Consider the following 14,374-nt stretch of genomic DNA (forward strand, 5'->3'; position numbering starts at 1 on the left):
CGAGATGACCCCACGGTTTGCCCCGGGCACCTTCGCCCCAGACCCACGCCCCAGCGCCGTACACACCATGCTGTTCGCACAGTTCTGGCTGGAACTCAAGCTACTGCTCCGCAACGGCGAACAGCTGCTGCTCACCATGTTCATCCCAATCACGCTGCTCATCGGACTGACGCTGCTGCCGCTGGGCCAGTTCCCCGGCTCGCGTACCGACATCTTCGTGCCCGCCATCATGGCGCTCGCCGTCATCTCCACCGCCTTCACCGGACAGGCCATCGCCGTCGGGTTTGACCGCCGCTATGGTGCGCTGAAACGCTTGGGCGCCACCGCATTACCCGTGTGGGGCATCATCGCCGGCAAGGCACTCGCTGTCGTCACGGTGGTGGTCCTGCAGGCCGCGGTCATCGGGGCGATCGGTGGCGCGCTGGGCTGGCGCCCACATCCGGTGGGGCTGTTGCTCGGCGCCGTGATCATCGCCATCGGCACCGCGACGTTCGCGGCGATGGGCCTCCTACTCGGCGGCACACTGCGCGCGGAAATCGTACTGGCCCTTGCGAATCTGCTGTGGTTCATCTTCGCCGGGCTGGGGGCGCTGACGCTGGAAGACGGTCGCACCACCGATGCGATCCCCCACGCGGTGGTGCTGCTGGCTCGGCTGTCCCCCTCCGGCGCCCTCTCCGAGGCACTGGCGGCCGCGATGACCCTGTCGGTGGACTGGTTCGCGCTCGCCGTGCTGGCCGTGTGGGGCACGTTCTCCGGATACAGTGCGCTGCGCTGGTTCCGATTCACCTGAGCCGACGAGATCGGGACAGGCGACCGGCCCAGCAAAGACCCCGTACGCTCCCGCTATGGCGGATATCGCGGTGGCCCTGGACCGCTTCGTGGCTGCGTTCAACACCAGTGATCTGGACCTGGTCATGGAACATTTCGCCGATGACGCCGAGTACCTCCCGGGCGACGGGTCGCGGCATGTCGGATTGGCCGCCATTCGGCGCGAATTCGAACCGCAGTTCACGGGCGCCTACGGCGCCATGACATTCGACGAGCACGACCGGCTGATCGATCAGTCCGCACGCAAGGCGACCATTCGGTGGACATGCCGTCACGACATCCGCGCACGCCAGTCCCGCAGTCGACTGCTTGCTGTGGCGACCCGCCTCGCCGCCATTGCCGTCCCTCATTTTGGATGGGAAGGCTTGGACGTCTTCCACTTCGACGCCGACGGCAAGATCACCGGCAAGTACTCGTACTCCAATTACGTAGTACCCAGGATCAGCCGGCGACTCGCCGGCTGATCCTCCCACGCATGCCGATGACTCGCTCTCAGCGAGGGGCCGCCCGCAGTGCCCGGTACGCGGCCCGACCGACGATATCCGCCAGGTCCGTTGCGGACCATCGCGGTTCGGGACCGAGCATCAACCGTATCGCTCCCTCGCCGATCGCCAGGAGTGTTTCAACCAGCGGGGGCATGACGAAATCGACATCGCGGACCTGCCACCGCTGCAGCAGGGGTCGCATGACTTCGCAGATCTGCGCCCGAATCTGCGCCCGGCCCTGCGAAATAGCCTCTGCAAGAACGGGATCTGACTGCGCTGCCGCGATGATCTGCCATGAGGCAGGGCGTGCGGCAACGTCGCCCAACAGAGCTGCGAAACCGTCGACGAACATCTGCTCGACGGAGCCCGTCCGCTGTGGCGGAAGGATGGCACGCAAGCTGGTGAGAGCCAACCGCGTCTCGCGTTCCAACAGTTGCATCAGTACCTCGCTTCGCCCGTTGTAGCACGCATACACAACGGGGCGAGTGACGCCCATGCGCGTGGCGATGGCAGCCATCGTCACATTCGCCACGCCCTGTTCAGCCGTGATCTGCAGGGCCGTATCCAGCACCTGCGCCCGCCGCCGCTCCGGTCCAAGATGTTCGGCCCGGGCACGTGGATTGGTCGAGGCTGGCGGCGCAGTGACGGTGTCCTCCTACGACTGGCCCGGCTACTGCAGATACACGTTGGCGATGATGAGCACCGGCCAGGCGACTATTTCTCCCAGCATAGAGAAGAACTTGTCCAATCCGGTGAGTTGTTCAAGGTGGTCACGGTGGGTCATTGCCCAAATCAACCCGATCACCAAGTACGGCACACCGACGACTATCACCAGATAGACGAGCTGGCGGATGCTGAGGCGACGGTCGAGCAGGTCCTTGATCATGGTGTGTTCCTTCTGAATCATCCAACGGTGCCGAGAATCGGCTCGGACTCTCTAATTCCCTCGTCGCTGGGAGCTTGTCCCTCTCCGAATACGCGAGCTCGCTGCCGTTCCCGGAGTTCGTGGTGCGCCCGACTCGGAATCTCATAGCCGTAGAGTTCCTGCGCCTCCCTGGGCGTCATGGTGATCGGACTTTTCGGCGGTACCGAGAGCAGAACGCGTGCGCCGATGGGCACGGTGGCAGGTGAGATCAGCCGCAGCAGGATCAACTGCAGCCGCTTGCTCATGCTGATCGCCGTGAAGGCGGCACTTATCGGTGGCACGATCGCCGCGTCGAGCAGCGGGGCAACGCTGAGCCCGGCCATCTCCCGCATCCACCGAGGCATGGTCGCCAAGGTGCCCCGGCGCAAAAACCAGGTGATCACCTTGGTGAACGGCCGCAACAGAAGTGGCATCGGCGGCAGCATCACCTCGGCGCTGAGCAAGTGCCGCATCGCCTGCCGGGCGATATCAGAGCCGATGAGCTGTGGCCGCATCTTTTCGAAGTACTCGCTTATCCCCTCGCGCGTTCGGGGGATATCGCCCGGGTCGCACGTCTGCAATTCCGCCGCGCGGGCACATTCATCCCAGAACTGCGCTTCGTCCTCGTAAGAAAGCCGCCCTGGGCCGTACTTCTCGTAGGCGAGCAGAATCGAATGCCAGGCCGTGAGGTGGATCCACAACTGGGAATCGGGATTGTTCGCGTCGTAGTTCTCACCGGTGACCGGGTCGAGGCCGATGGCCTTGGAATGAATCTTGACCAGGACATCTGCCGCTTTCGCCGTCGACCTGCTGTCATCAAAGGCAACCATCGCGAAATACCGCAAGGTTCGGTCGTAACGAGTCCGGGGCCGCGCATAGATCTCATGCGTCTTGTCCACGGCCGCGATCAATCCGGGATCAAGTTCCTCGATCACCACGGCGCGCTGAAATCCAATGGACAGCGACGTCGGGTAGCTCCACACACGCCACGACACCGATTCAGGACCAAAGAAGCCGTAGTCCTCAGCAGGTTCAACCTTCGGTAGCGACAGCCACTCCCGGATCACACTCACAGCCCCGCTCCCTCTGCGCTAGTAATCCTACGAGATGTAGGATTTTTCTACACAGCGTAGGATTCATTACCGGATCGCTTACGTCAAGAGGGAAAGCGTCAACCAATCGGCCCATTCGCCTAAACTCTCTATCCAGACGAAACCCGCAGCGATTACTACAAGGCGTAGTTGGCGGTGACATAGACTCATCGCGTGCTATATCGGGCGTTCTTACGGGTAGTTGATCTACTGCCGATGCCGAGCCTGCGGACGCAGCGCCTCATTGCCGCGGCAGTATTGCTGACCCAGAGCGGAATCGCCGTGACCGGCGCCGTAGTTCGCGTCACCGCCTCCGGCCTGGGCTGCCCCACCTGGCCACAGTGCTTCCCGGGCAGTTTCACCCCCGTCGCCGTCGCCGAAGTGCCGCGCATCCATCAGGCCGTCGAATTCGGCAACCGGATGATCAGCTTCCTGGTGGTTATCACCGCCGCCCTGGCAGTACTCGCCGTGGCACGTGCACGGCGCCGGCGCGAGGTCCTCATCTACGCCTGGCTGATGCCGACCTCGACGATCCTGCAGGCAGTCGTCGGTGGCATCACCGTACTGACCGGCTTGTTGTGGTGGACCGTCGCGATCCATCTGCTGGTATCCATGGGCATGGTGTGGCTGGCGACGCTGCTCTACGTGAAAATTGGTGAGCCCGACGTCGTTTCGGATTTCCCCATGGTGCCGCCGCCTCCCGCTCCACTGCGCCGGCTGACCGCGCTCATCGGCGTGACATTGGGCGCGGTCCTGGTCGCAGGAACGCTGGTGACCGGAGCAGGGCCACATGCCGGCGATAAAAGCGTCACCCGCGTGGTGCCCCGGTTGCAGGTCGAGATCACCACACTGGTGCATCTGCACGGCACACTGCTCATCGCCTACCTGGCATTGCTGCTGGGGCTGGGATTCGCGCTGGCAGCCGTCGGTGTGACCAGACCCATCTGGGCGCGCTTCACGGTGCTGGTGGCCCTCACACTGGCCCAGGGCCTCGTAGGCGTCGTGCAGTTCTACACGGGTGTGCCCGCGATGCTCGTCGCCGTTCACGTCGCGGGTGCGGCCGCATGCACAGCGGCGACCGCCGCGCTGTGGGCGTCGCTGACCTCCCCGGCGCTAGCCGCGTCGGTGCTGCCCAAGCGGGCCCAGGCCCAGGCGCTCTAGCGCATCCTCGACACCGATCACAAACTTTCGTTGCGCCAGGTCGCGCTCCTCGGTCTCCAGCTGACGCCAGCCCAGAGACGGCTCGACAAGTTCCAGCTCCAGTAGCCGCGGGTCATCGTCGTGCACCCCGCCGATGACATCGACCCTCGCGTACAGCAGCTCAGTCATCGCGACACCGGATTTCGTGGCCGCCGCCGCGAGCGCCGAGGCACCGAACTTCCACAACGCCGACGACGGCTTCACCGGCGTCAGACGCTCGGAGTGGAACAGACCCGACTCGTCGACCTCAGCGGCGACACCCGGTGGAGGCAGCAACGCCCCCTTGGTAAACGCGTGGGACGGTTCGCCGTTGAGAAAGACCAACGCCGTCTCGCCGTGCATGTCGACGCGCGGGTCGTAGGGCTGGATGAGCACCGTGCGACCCTCATCTTGTAGCGCCTCGGCATGATTGCGCGCGGCCTCCGGGCACGTGAAGCGCCCCGCACCGCGCGATCCGCCGGCCACCGCGGGCTTGATCACCAGTTCGCCGTCGGGCAGCACGACGGGCTCATCGGGCGCGAAGAAAGTGCTGGGAACCGTCGAAATACCAGCTGCGGCCAGATCATTCAGATAGCGCTTATCGGTGTTCCAGCGCACTGCCGACAACGGATTGAGCACATTGGGCACAGATCCGGCCCATTGCAAGAATTCATCCAGGCGTTCGGGATAGTCCCAGGTAGCACGCAGGATCACCAGATCTGCCTGTGCGGTCTCGGGATCATCCCAGGACAGCCACCGGGCGTGCAGATCGCGAACACGCAACGCGGCAACAAGTTCAGCGTCGTCACCGTCACCGGAGACGAGTTGTGGGCAACCGGCCAGAACGATGCGCGGATGGAAGATATCCGGCCGTCCCAGCCTTACGTCCGGGCGACCCACCCGGCCATCTTCTTGGCGTGACCCGGTGCCGGGTTGGCGGTGCTGACCAATTCACGGTCCCATTCCTCAACGGGCTCGATGCCTTCGACGGCCGCCACGGCGGCATGCGCCGTAGCAATGTCTGCGACCACCTGATCGCCCAGGATCCCGTCGGCACCGACCAGCGTGATCCGTACGCCGGCCTGCCCGATGGGCTGCAACACTGCCTTGGTGGGCATGTGATGCGCCTTCACGAACGCGGTCAGCGCGCGGTGCACGGTCGACGGAACGGACACCTTCGCGTCTGGCTGGGCTTCGTCGGTCATATGTAGAGCGTACGTGGCCTGGATACTGGTACCCATGCGCGCCATCGAAGTGCCCGTAACCGGCGGACCTGAAGTCCTCACCCTCGTCGAAAAGACCTACCCCACACCGCGCCCCGGCGAGGTGCTCATCGACGTCGACGCGGTGGGGGTCAACTTCCGCGACATCTATCTGCGCAATGGCAGCTACTCCGCTCCGCTCCCCCACATCCCTGGGTCTGAGGTCAGCGGAGTGGTGAGCGCGGTCGGCGAAGGCGTCGAGAACCTGGTACCCGGAGATCGCGTCGCCACCCCGGTCGCCGCCTGGGGTTACGCCGAATTCACCACTGCACCATCGGATTTCACCGTGAAGGTGCCCGAAATCCTGTCCGCGGAAGTCGCCGCGAGCGCACTACTGCAAGGCATCACCGCGCACTACCTGCTCACCTCGGTCTACCCCGTAGCGGCCGGTGACACCGTGCTGGTGCACGCAGGCGCCGGCGGTATGGGCCTATTGCTGACCCAGTGGGCGACCCATCGCGGCGTCAGGGTCATCACCACCGTGTCGAGCGAGGCCAAGGAGAAGCTGTCCCGCGAAGCAGGCGCCACCGAGGTGCTGCCCTATCCCGATCCCGCGGATCCGGCGGAGTTCGCCTCACGAATCCTGGAATTGACCTCGGGAGAGGGCGTCGCTGTCGCCTACGACGGCGTCGGCAAGTCGACCTTCGAGGCAAGCCTGGCGGCAGTCCGGGTACGCGGTCTGATCGCCCTGTACGGGGCGGCCAGTGGGCAGGTGCCACCTTTCGACCCGCAACGCCTCACCGCCAAGTCGGCGGTGCTCACCCGCCCGACCATGAGCCATTTCATCCGGACCCCCGAGGAATTCACGTGGCGAGCGGGCGATGTTCTGGAGCTGGTGTCACGCGGGACATTGAAAATCGCCGTCGGTGCGAGCTATCCGCTGGATCACGCCGCTCAGGCGCATATCGACCTGGAGGCGCGTAAGACCACCGGGTCGGTCGTGCTAGTGCCCTAGCAGCCCGTTGCTCAGCAAGACCGGCCAGCCGACCACCGAGTCGACGGCCAGCGCACAGAAGACCACGGCCAGATAGTTGTTCGACTGCAAGAACAGGCGCAACGGTTTGATCGGTTGCCCCTTGCGCACGCCCGAGTACAGCTGGTGCGCCATCGCCAGGAACCACACCCCGGCCAAGAACGCGACCACGGCATAGATGACACCTGCGGCCAGCGCGAGTGCCAGCGTGGCCAGCACCGTCAGCCAGGTGTAAATGAGGATCAGCTTGGTGACCTTCTCCTCGGTGGCGATCACCGGCAGCATGGGGACGCCCGCGGCGCGGTAGTCCTCCTTGTAGCGCATCGCGAGTGCCCAGGTGTGCGGCGGAGTCCAGAAGAAGATGATCGCGAACATCACCAATGCCGGCCACTGAATCGTGTCGGTGACCGCCGACCAGCCGATCATCACCGGCATGCATCCGGCCGCCCCGCCCCACACCACGTTCTGCGCGGTGCGGCGCTTGAGCACCAGCGTGTAGATGAACACGTAGAAGGCGATGGTGGCCACGGCGAGTACACCGGACAGCAGGTTCGCGGTCCACCACAGCCAGGCGAACGCCCCGATACCGAGCACGATCCCGAAGATCAGCGCGTTGCGGGTGGTAACTGATGCGGTGGCCAAGGGCCGTCGCGCGGTGCGCTTCATGACCTTGTCGATATCGGCATCGGCCACACAGTTCAGGGTGTTGGCACTGGCCGCGGCCATAATTCCGCCGAGAAGCGTATTCAGGATGAGCAGCGGATTCACATGCCCACGTTCGGCGAGCAACATCGCGGGAATCGTGGTAACCAGCAGCAGCTCGATGACCCGCGGCTTGGTCAGGGCCACGTAGGCGAGGATCGTCGAAAGGAACGGGCCGCGAGCACGCGCGCCTTGCGTCTCTCGCATCCGCACCGCGCTGATCCTCCTGGGTAATTAATCCGGTGAGCCAGCCGACCCGCGGCACTGAGCGCTCTACTACAGACGATGGTAGACCGCCAGGGTCGCGCGTCGACAACCAAGGTCGGCCCACGGAAGTGAACATAGGTTGTCCGTCACCGGACTATCACATTGCCTGGGAGGCGTGACCCGGCCGTGAGGCAGCGGCGCGAAATCGGCGGCACTACGATGGGCCGGTGACCGCGATCCCGCATGAACTGGCGGAAATCCCGACCGATATCCCAACCCTCACCCGGGCCAACCACCCGGATGACTGGACAGACCTGGACTCGCGTGCGGTAGACACCGCGCGGGTGCTGGCCGCCGATGCCGTGCAGAAAGTCGGCAATGGGCACCCCGGCACCGCGATGAGCCTGGCACCCGTGGCGTACACGCTCTTTCAGCGACAGCTGCGCCACGATCCCAGTGACACCACCTGGATCGGCCGCGACCGATTCGTGCTGTCGTGTGGCCACAGCAGCCTGACCCTGTACTTGCAGCTGTACTTGGGCGGATTCGGCCTGGAGCTCTCCGATATCGAGGCCCTGCGCACCTGGGGTTCACTGACCCCCGGCCACCCCGAGTACCACCACACCAAGGGCGTGGAGATCACGACCGGGCCTCTCGGACAGGGGCTGGCCTCGGCGGTCGGCATGGCAATGGCCTCGCGGTACGAGCGCGGTCTCTTCGACCCCGACGCCGCCCCCGGTACCAGCCCGTTCGACCACTTCATCTACGTCATCGCCTCCGACGGCGACATCGAAGAGGGCGTCACCTCCGAGGCATCCTCGCTGGCCGGTACCCAGCAGCTCGGCAACCTCATCGTCATCTGGGACGACAACAAGATCTCCATCGAGCACGACACCAAGATCGCGCTCAGCGAGGACACCGCGGCCCGGTACGAGGCGTACGGCTGGCATGTGCAGACCGTTGTCGGCGGTGAGAACGTCGCCGACATTGAAGAAGCCCTGGCCAACGCGCGCGCGGTCACCGACCGTCCGTCGTTCATCGCCCTGCGCACCATCATCGGCTACCCCGCACCCACCAAGATGAACACCGGCGGTGTGCACGGCTCGGCCCTGGGTGCCGATGAGGTGGCCGCCACCAAGAAGATTCTGGGCTTCGACCCGGAGAAATCCTTCGACGTCGCCCCCGAGGTCATCGAACACACTCGCAGCCTGGTGCAGCGCGGCCGGCAGGTACATGCCAAGTGGGACAAGGATTTTGAGGCCTGGACCGCCCGCGAGCCCGAGCGCAAGGAACTGCTGGACCGGTTGCAGGCCGGCGAACTCCCCGATGGCTGGGATACCGACCTACCGCACTGGGAGCCCGGCTCCAAGGGCGTCGCCACCCGGGCGGCTTCCGGCGATACACTCTCCGCCCTCGGCGCCAAGCTCCCCGAGCTGTGGGGCGGCTCCGCAGACCTCGCGGGCAGCAACAACACCACCATCAAGGGCGCCGACTCCTTCGGTCCGAGGGCCATCGCAACCTCCGATTGGAATGCCCAACCATACGGTCGCACACTGCATTTCGGTATCCGCGAGCACGCCATGGGCTCGATCCTGTCCGGCATCGTGCTGCACGGCCCCACCCGCGCCTACGGCGGAACATTCCTGCAGTTCGCCGACTACATGCGACCAGCGGTACGCCTGGCCGCGTTGATGAACATCGACCCGATCTACGTGTGGACACACGACTCGATCGGTCTCGGCGAAGACGGCCCCACCCACCAGCCGGTGGAGCACCTGGCCGCGCTGCGCGCGATCCCCAACCTGTCGGTGGTGCGCCCCGGCGATGCCAACGAAACCGCCTACGCCTGGGCGACCGTCCTGGAACGTACATCCAGCACCGGACCAGTCGGCCTGGCACTGACGCGCCAGGGTGTGCCGATCTTGGAGGGCACCAGCCGCGAGGGTGTCGCCAAGGGCGCCTATGTGCTGGAGGCAGCCAGCGGCACGCCCGACGTGATCCTCATCGGCACCGGCTCGGAGCTGCAACTTGCCGTCGAGGCCAAGAAGATTCTGGCCGCCAAGGGAATTGCGGCCTCGGTGGTGTCGTTCCCCTGTGTGGAATGGTTCGAGTCCCAGCCTCAGGAATATCGCGACAGCGTGCTGCCGCCCTCCGTGCGTGCGCGGGTGGTCGTGGAGGCCGGAATCGCCCAGGGCTGGTACAAGTTCACCGGCGACGCCGGTCAGATCGTTTCGCTGGAGCACTTCGGAGCTTCCGCCGACGATAAGACCTTGTTCCGCGAGTTCGGCTTCACCGCGGATGCAGTGGCTGCGGCCGCCGAAAGGTCCATCGCAGCAGCACAATAACCCGAATCTGAAGGGATAGATCGATGACTGATCAGAACGCTAATCTCGCCGAACTGAGCGAAGCCGGAGTCGCCGTCTGGCTCGACGATCTCTCCCGGGACCGACTCACCTCAGGCAACCTCGCCGAGCTGGTCGCCACCAGGAGCATCGTCGGGGTCACCACCAACCCGGCGATCTTCCAGGCTGCCCTGTCCAAGGGGCACGCGTACGACACCCAGATCGCCGAACTGGCCGAGCGCGGGGCCGATGTGGACTCGGCAATCCGCACCGCCACCACCGATGACGTGCGCGCCGCGTGCGATGTGCTGGCTCCGCAGTATGAAGCATCCCAGGGCGTGGATGGTCGCGTCTCCATCGAGGTGGACCCCCGCCTGGCCCACGACACCGACAAGACCATCCTGCAGGCCATCGAGCTGTGGAAGATCGTCGATCGCCCGAATCTGCTGATCAAGATTCCGGCCACCAAGGCCGGTCTACCCGCAATCTCAGCAGTGATCGCCGAAGGCATCTCCGTGAACGTCACCCTGATCTTCTCGGTGGAGCGCCACAAGGAAGTGATGGACGCCTACCTGACCGGCCTGGAGGCCGCCAAGGAAGCCGGCCGCGATCTTTCCAAGATTCACTCGGTGGCGTCGTTCTTCGTCTCCCGGGTGGACACCGAGATCGACAAGCGCCTCGAGGACATCGGCAATGGTCAGGCGCTGTCCCTGCGGGGCCGGGCCGGGGTGGCCAACGCCCGTCTCGCCTACCAGGCCTACGAGAAGGTGTTCGATCACGGTCACCGGTTCGCCGAGCTCAAGAAGGCCGGCGCACGGGTGCAGCGTCCGCTGTGGGCCTCGACCGGAGTCAAGAATCCCGACTACGACGACACGATGTACGTCGTGGACCTGGTGGCTCCGCACACCGTGAACACCATGCCCGAGAAGACCCTGGAGGCGGTTGCCGACCATGGCGTGGTCACCGGCAACACCATTCATGGGACTTACGACGGAGCCCACGCGGTCTTCCACGAACTGACCCGCGCCGGGATCGATCTGGACGATGTGTTCGAGGTGCTCGAAACCGAAGGCGTCGACAAGTTCGAGGTCGCCTGGAATGAGCTCATCGACGCCACCCAAGCCCAACTCGACGCGGTATCCACCAAGGGGTGAGCGTGGATGACGGTCTTCACACGAAAGGCTCATCCATGACAAACCCGTTGCGAGACAAGCGCGACAAACGTCTTCCGCGTATCGCGGGCCCCTGCTCGCTGGTGATCTTCGGGGTCACCGGCGATCTGGCCCGCAAGAAGCTTATGCCTGCCATCTATGACCTCGCCAACCGCGGCCTGCTGCCTCCGTCCTTCGCGTTGGTCGGATTCGCCCGCCGCGACTGGGCCAACGAGGATTTTGGGCAGATCGTGCTCGACGCCGTCAAGGAACATTCGCGCACGCCGTTCCGCCAACACGTATGGGACCGGCTGGCCGAGGGAATCCGCTTCGTGCAGGGCAGTTTCGACGACGACGCCGCCTTCGAACAGCTCAAGAAGACACTGCGCACTCTCGATGAGGAACGCGGCACCGGCGGCAATCACGCCTTCTACCTGTCGATTCCACCGAAGGCCTTCCCCACGGTATGCGAGCAGCTGTCCAAATCCAGCCTCGCGCAGCCGATCGACGGCGCATGGCGGCGAGTGGTCATCGAGAAGCCCTTCGGCCATGATCTGCAGAGCGCCCGCGAACTGAACGCGGTGGTCAACGAGGTTTTCCCTGAGGAGTCGGTTTTCCGCATCGACCACTACCTCGGTAAGGAGACGGTGCAGAACATCCTGGCACTGCGCTTTGCCAACCAGCTGTTCGACCCGATCTGGAATGCACACTTCGTCGACCATGTGCAGATCACGATGGCCGAGGATATCGGATTGGGCGGCCGCGCAGGGTATTACGACGGCATCGGGGCGGCACGTGATGTCATCCAGAATCACCTGCTGCAGCTGCTGGCGTTCACCGCGATGGAAGAGCCCATCAACTTCTCCCCCGCGGAGCTGCAGGCCGAAAAGATCAAGGTGCTCTCGGCCACCCGGCTTGCCGAGCCGCTCGCCGAAACCACGGCCCGCGGCCAGTACGGACCCGGCTGGCAGGGCAGCCAGCAGGTGCCCGGTCTGTTGGAGGAGGAAGGCTTCTCCAAGACATCGACCACCGAGACATTCGCCGCGATCACCCTGGAGGTCGACAGTCGGCGATGGGCCGGAGTGCCGTTCTACCTGCGTACCGGAAAACGCCTGGGCCGCAGGGTCACGGAAATCGCCCTGGTGTTCAAACGAGCGCCCCACCTGCCCTTCGACTCCACGATGACCGAGGAATTGGGCGCCAACGCGCTGGTGATTCGGGTGCAGCCCGACGAAGGTGTCACACTGCGGTTCGGATCGAAGGTTCCCGGTACCGCCATGGAAGTACGCGACGTCAACATGGACTTCTCGTACGAGCAGGCCTTCACCGAGGAATCGCCGGAGGCCTACGAGCGGTTGATCCTTGATGTGCTGTTGGGAGAACCCTCGCTGTTCCCTGTGAACGCCGAAGTCGAATTATCGTGGCGGATACTGGATCCCGCCCTGGACTTCTGGGCGTCGGGAGGAAAACCCGAGACCTACGAATCCGGCACGTGGGGCCCGCAGTCGGCGTTCGACATGCTGGCCCGTACGGGACGTGACTGGAGGCGACCATGATCATCGATCTGCCCGACACCACCACCAATGACGTCAACAAGAAGCTGGTCGAGCTGCGCGAAACCGGCGGTGCCGTCACCATGGCGCGCGTGCTGACTCTGGTCGTCATCACCGATGTCGGTGATGACGTCGAAGAGGTCATCGAGGCCGCCAACGGCGCCAGCCACGAGCATCCATGCCGCATCATCGTGCTGGAACGCAATCCGCTGGCCCCCAAGACCGGCCTGAATGCCCAGATCCGTGTCGGCGGCGATGCCGGTGCCGGCGAAGTCGTCGTGTTGCGGCTGCGCGGCCCGCTCGCCGCCCACGAGCACAGCGTCGTGATCCCGTTCCTGCTGCCCGACACTCCGGTGGTCGCCTGGTGGCCCAACCAGGCTCCGCCCGTTCCCGCCAAGGACCCGCTGGGGCGCTTGGCGATTCGCCGTATCACCGACGCCACGACGGCGCCGGACCCCCTGAATGCCATCAAGAACCGCCTCGCCGGATACACCCCGGGCGATACCGATCTGTCGTGGAGCCGGATCACGTACTGGCGAGCCCTGCTGGCCTCGGCGCTGGATCAGCCACCGTACGAGGGCATCAACTCAGCAGTGGTGTCCGGACTCGCCACCGAGCCAGCTCTGGATATCACCGCGGGTTGGCTCGCCTCACGTATCGACGGTCCCGTCACCCGGCTGGTCGGTGAGCTCAAGGTGGAACTGCACCGAGACAGCGAGGTCGTTACCCTGAGTCGGCCACAGGCCGGCGCCATCGCGACATTGGCCCGCACCGGACGTCCGTCGGCATCACTTCCTTTACCCCGCAGAGAAACACGAGATTGCCTGGCCGAGGATTTGCGCCGCCTCGACCCCGATGAGATCTACCGCACGGCGCTTGAGGGAATCGCGAAGGTGCAGTACCTATGAGTGAAACAATCATCGAAAAGTACGCGGACACCGATGCTTTGGTGACCGCGGCAGGTGACCGGCTGGCCCTCGCGATTGCCGGTGCCCTCACCCAACGCGGCAAGGCGATGATCGTGCTCACCGGCGGCGGCACCGGTGTCGCTCTGCTCAAACATCTGCGTGATGTCGCCAGCGATCTCGACTGGGCTAACGTCCACGTCTTCTGGGGCGACGACCGGTATGTCCCCAAAACCGACCCGGAACGCAATGCCTGGCAGGCCTGGGAGGCGCTGCTTGAGCATGTCGACTTCCCGATGCGCAATATGCACGCCATGCCCAACAGCGAAAGTGAATACGGCACCGATCTGGATGCGGCGGCGCTCGCTTACGAACAGCTGCTGGCGGCCAATGCCGGGCCGGGCCAGGACTGCCCCGCATTCGATGTCCACCTGCTGGGCATGGGCGGCGAAGGCCATATCAACTCGCTGTTCCCGCACACCGATGCCGTCAAGGAGACACAGCGGCTGGTCGTGGCGGTGCCCGATTCTCCCAAGCCGCCTCCACAGCGGATCACGTTGACATTGCCCGCGATTCAGCGTTCACGCGAGGTATGGCTGATCGTCTCGGGCGAGGCCAAGGCCGAGGCGGTCGCTGCGGCCATTGGCGGAGCCGACCCGATCGACGTACCCGCGGCAGGCGCCATCGGGACCGAGCGCACGGTGTGGCTGCTCGACGAAGCCGCCGCGAGCCGGCTGGACTAGTCGGGCCCGAGCGTCTTCCGGCCGGGAGACGATTGCACCACCATCTCTG

The 14,374-nt window shown here is 64.8% G+C and carries 15 protein-coding genes; 9 read left to right on the forward strand and 6 right to left on the reverse strand.

Annotation, left to right across the window (positions count from 1 at the left end):
* The first annotated feature begins 4 nt into the window (after positions 1 to 4).
* Positions 5 to 790: an ABC transporter permease gene (locus B4383_RS11250; RefSeq protein ID WP_078288234.1), complete on the forward strand. Its 786-nt coding sequence runs from the start codon at positions 5 to 7 to the stop codon at positions 788 to 790.
* Positions 791 to 845: 55 nt separating this feature from the next.
* Positions 846 to 1,292 carry a nuclear transport factor 2 family protein gene (locus B4383_RS11255; RefSeq protein WP_078288026.1) on the forward strand — a complete coding sequence of 149 codons (447 nt, stop codon included), beginning with the start codon at positions 846 to 848 and terminating at the stop codon, positions 1,290 to 1,292.
* A 28-nt stretch (positions 1,293 to 1,320) separates the two neighbouring features.
* Here the strand turns inward: B4383_RS11255 and B4383_RS11260 are convergent, their stop codons facing one another.
* The 3 genes from B4383_RS11260 to B4383_RS11270 all read right to left on the reverse strand — a co-directional run bounded on the left by B4383_RS11260 (position 1,321) and on the right by B4383_RS11270 (position 3,290).
* Entirely contained in the window at positions 1,321 to 1,884 is a 564-nt protein-coding gene (locus tag B4383_RS11260) for a TetR/AcrR family transcriptional regulator (protein ID WP_078288025.1), read from the reverse strand.
* 99 nt (positions 1,885 to 1,983) lie between these two features.
* Positions 1,984 to 2,199: a hypothetical protein gene (locus B4383_RS11265; RefSeq protein WP_078288233.1), complete on the reverse strand. Its 216-nt coding sequence runs from the start codon at positions 2,197 to 2,199 to the stop codon at positions 1,984 to 1,986.
* Positions 2,200 to 2,216: 17 nt separating this feature from the next.
* Positions 2,217 to 3,290 carry an oxygenase MpaB family protein gene (locus tag B4383_RS11270; protein ID WP_078288024.1) on the reverse strand — a complete coding sequence of 358 codons (1,074 nt, stop codon included), beginning with the start codon at positions 3,288 to 3,290 and terminating at the stop codon, positions 2,217 to 2,219.
* A 192-nt stretch (positions 3,291 to 3,482) separates the two neighbouring features.
* Between B4383_RS11270 and B4383_RS11275 the strand changes: the two genes are divergently transcribed.
* Positions 3,483 to 4,469 (forward strand): COX15/CtaA family protein, encoded by a 987-nt coding sequence (locus B4383_RS11275; protein WP_139360698.1) that lies wholly within the window; start codon positions 3,483 to 3,485, stop codon positions 4,467 to 4,469.
* Here the strand turns inward: B4383_RS11275 and B4383_RS11280 are convergent.
* The gene (locus tag B4383_RS11280; protein WP_078288022.1) at positions 4,422 to 5,387 is read right to left on the reverse strand and encodes a hypothetical protein; all 966 of its coding nucleotides are present in this window, start codon (positions 5,385 to 5,387) and stop codon (positions 4,422 to 4,424) included. The two genes, B4383_RS11275 and B4383_RS11280, sit on opposite strands and share 48 nt — an antisense overlap.
* On the reverse strand, positions 5,369 to 5,692 hold the full coding sequence (locus B4383_RS11285) for a hypothetical protein (RefSeq protein ID WP_078288232.1): 324 nt from the start codon (positions 5,690 to 5,692) through the stop codon (positions 5,369 to 5,371). Before B4383_RS11285 ends, B4383_RS11280 begins: the two co-directional genes overlap by 19 nt.
* 34 nt (positions 5,693 to 5,726) lie before the next feature.
* On the opposite strand from B4383_RS11285, the gene B4383_RS11290 reads away from it, so the two are divergent.
* Entirely contained in the window at positions 5,727 to 6,704 is a 978-nt protein-coding gene (locus B4383_RS11290) for a quinone oxidoreductase (RefSeq protein ID WP_078288021.1), read from the forward strand.
* Here B4383_RS11290 and B4383_RS11295 read toward each other — a convergent pair.
* Positions 6,693 to 7,631 (reverse strand): heme o synthase, encoded by a 939-nt coding sequence (locus B4383_RS11295; RefSeq protein ID WP_078288020.1) that lies wholly within the window; start codon positions 7,629 to 7,631, stop codon positions 6,693 to 6,695. The two genes, B4383_RS11290 and B4383_RS11295, sit on opposite strands and share 12 nt — an antisense overlap.
* 227 nt (positions 7,632 to 7,858) lie before the next feature.
* Between B4383_RS11295 and tkt the strand changes: the two genes are divergently transcribed.
* Genes tkt through pgl form a run of 5 tightly spaced genes read left to right on the forward strand, consistent with a single transcriptional unit; the run spans position 7,859 to position 14,325 of the window.
* Entirely contained in the window at positions 7,859 to 9,976 is a 2,118-nt protein-coding gene (gene tkt / locus B4383_RS11300) for a transketolase (RefSeq protein ID WP_078288019.1), read from the forward strand.
* A 23-nt stretch (positions 9,977 to 9,999) separates the two neighbouring features.
* Positions 10,000 to 11,127 carry a transaldolase gene (tal, locus tag B4383_RS11305; protein ID WP_078288018.1) on the forward strand — a complete coding sequence of 376 codons (1,128 nt, stop codon included), beginning with the start codon at positions 10,000 to 10,002 and terminating at the stop codon, positions 11,125 to 11,127.
* Between the two features lie 35 nt (positions 11,128 to 11,162).
* Entirely contained in the window at positions 11,163 to 12,680 is a 1,518-nt protein-coding gene (gene zwf / locus B4383_RS11310; protein ID WP_078288231.1) for a glucose-6-phosphate dehydrogenase, read from the forward strand.
* Complete coding sequence (opcA, locus tag B4383_RS11315) at positions 12,677 to 13,585, forward strand: glucose-6-phosphate dehydrogenase assembly protein OpcA (protein WP_078288017.1); 909 nt, start codon at positions 12,677 to 12,679, stop codon at positions 13,583 to 13,585. The genes zwf and opcA overlap by 4 nt, the downstream gene beginning before the upstream one ends.
* On the forward strand, positions 13,582 to 14,325 hold the full coding sequence (gene pgl, locus B4383_RS11320; protein WP_078288016.1) for a 6-phosphogluconolactonase: 744 nt from the start codon (positions 13,582 to 13,584) through the stop codon (positions 14,323 to 14,325). The genes opcA and pgl overlap by 4 nt, the downstream gene beginning before the upstream one ends.
* Positions 14,326 to 14,374: the final 49 nt, after the last annotated feature.

The sequence above is a fragment of the Mycobacterium sp. D16R24 genome (genome assembly GCF_002013385.1).
In the GTDB taxonomy this organism is placed as follows: domain Bacteria; phylum Actinomycetota; class Actinomycetes; order Mycobacteriales; family Mycobacteriaceae; genus Mycobacterium.

Excerpts from the sequence above, each read along its gene's own strand:
- B4383_RS11250 (WP_078288234.1), top strand. The coding sequence starts at position 5 with ATGACCCCACGGTTTGCCCCGGGCACCTTCGCCCCAGACCCACGCCCC.
- B4383_RS11255 (WP_078288026.1), top strand. The coding sequence starts at position 846 with ATGGCGGATATCGCGGTGGCCCTGGACCGCTTCGTGGCTGCGTTCAAC.
- B4383_RS11265 (WP_078288233.1), bottom strand. The coding sequence starts at position 2,199 with ATGATCAAGGACCTGCTCGACCGTCGCCTCAGCATCCGCCAGCTCGTC.
- B4383_RS11285 (WP_078288232.1), bottom strand. The coding sequence starts at position 5,692 with ATGACCGACGAAGCCCAGCCAGACGCGAAGGTGTCCGTTCCGTCGACC.
- B4383_RS11290 (WP_078288021.1), top strand. The coding sequence starts at position 5,727 with ATGCGCGCCATCGAAGTGCCCGTAACCGGCGGACCTGAAGTCCTCACC.
- B4383_RS11295 (WP_078288020.1), bottom strand. The coding sequence starts at position 7,631 with ATGCGAGAGACGCAAGGCGCGCGTGCTCGCGGCCCGTTCCTTTCGACG.
- tal (WP_078288018.1), top strand. The coding sequence starts at position 10,000 with ATGACTGATCAGAACGCTAATCTCGCCGAACTGAGCGAAGCCGGAGTC.
- zwf (WP_078288231.1), top strand. The coding sequence starts at position 11,163 with ATGACAAACCCGTTGCGAGACAAGCGCGACAAACGTCTTCCGCGTATC.
- opcA (WP_078288017.1), top strand. The coding sequence starts at position 12,677 with ATGATCATCGATCTGCCCGACACCACCACCAATGACGTCAACAAGAAG.
- pgl (WP_078288016.1), top strand. The coding sequence starts at position 13,582 with ATGAGTGAAACAATCATCGAAAAGTACGCGGACACCGATGCTTTGGTG.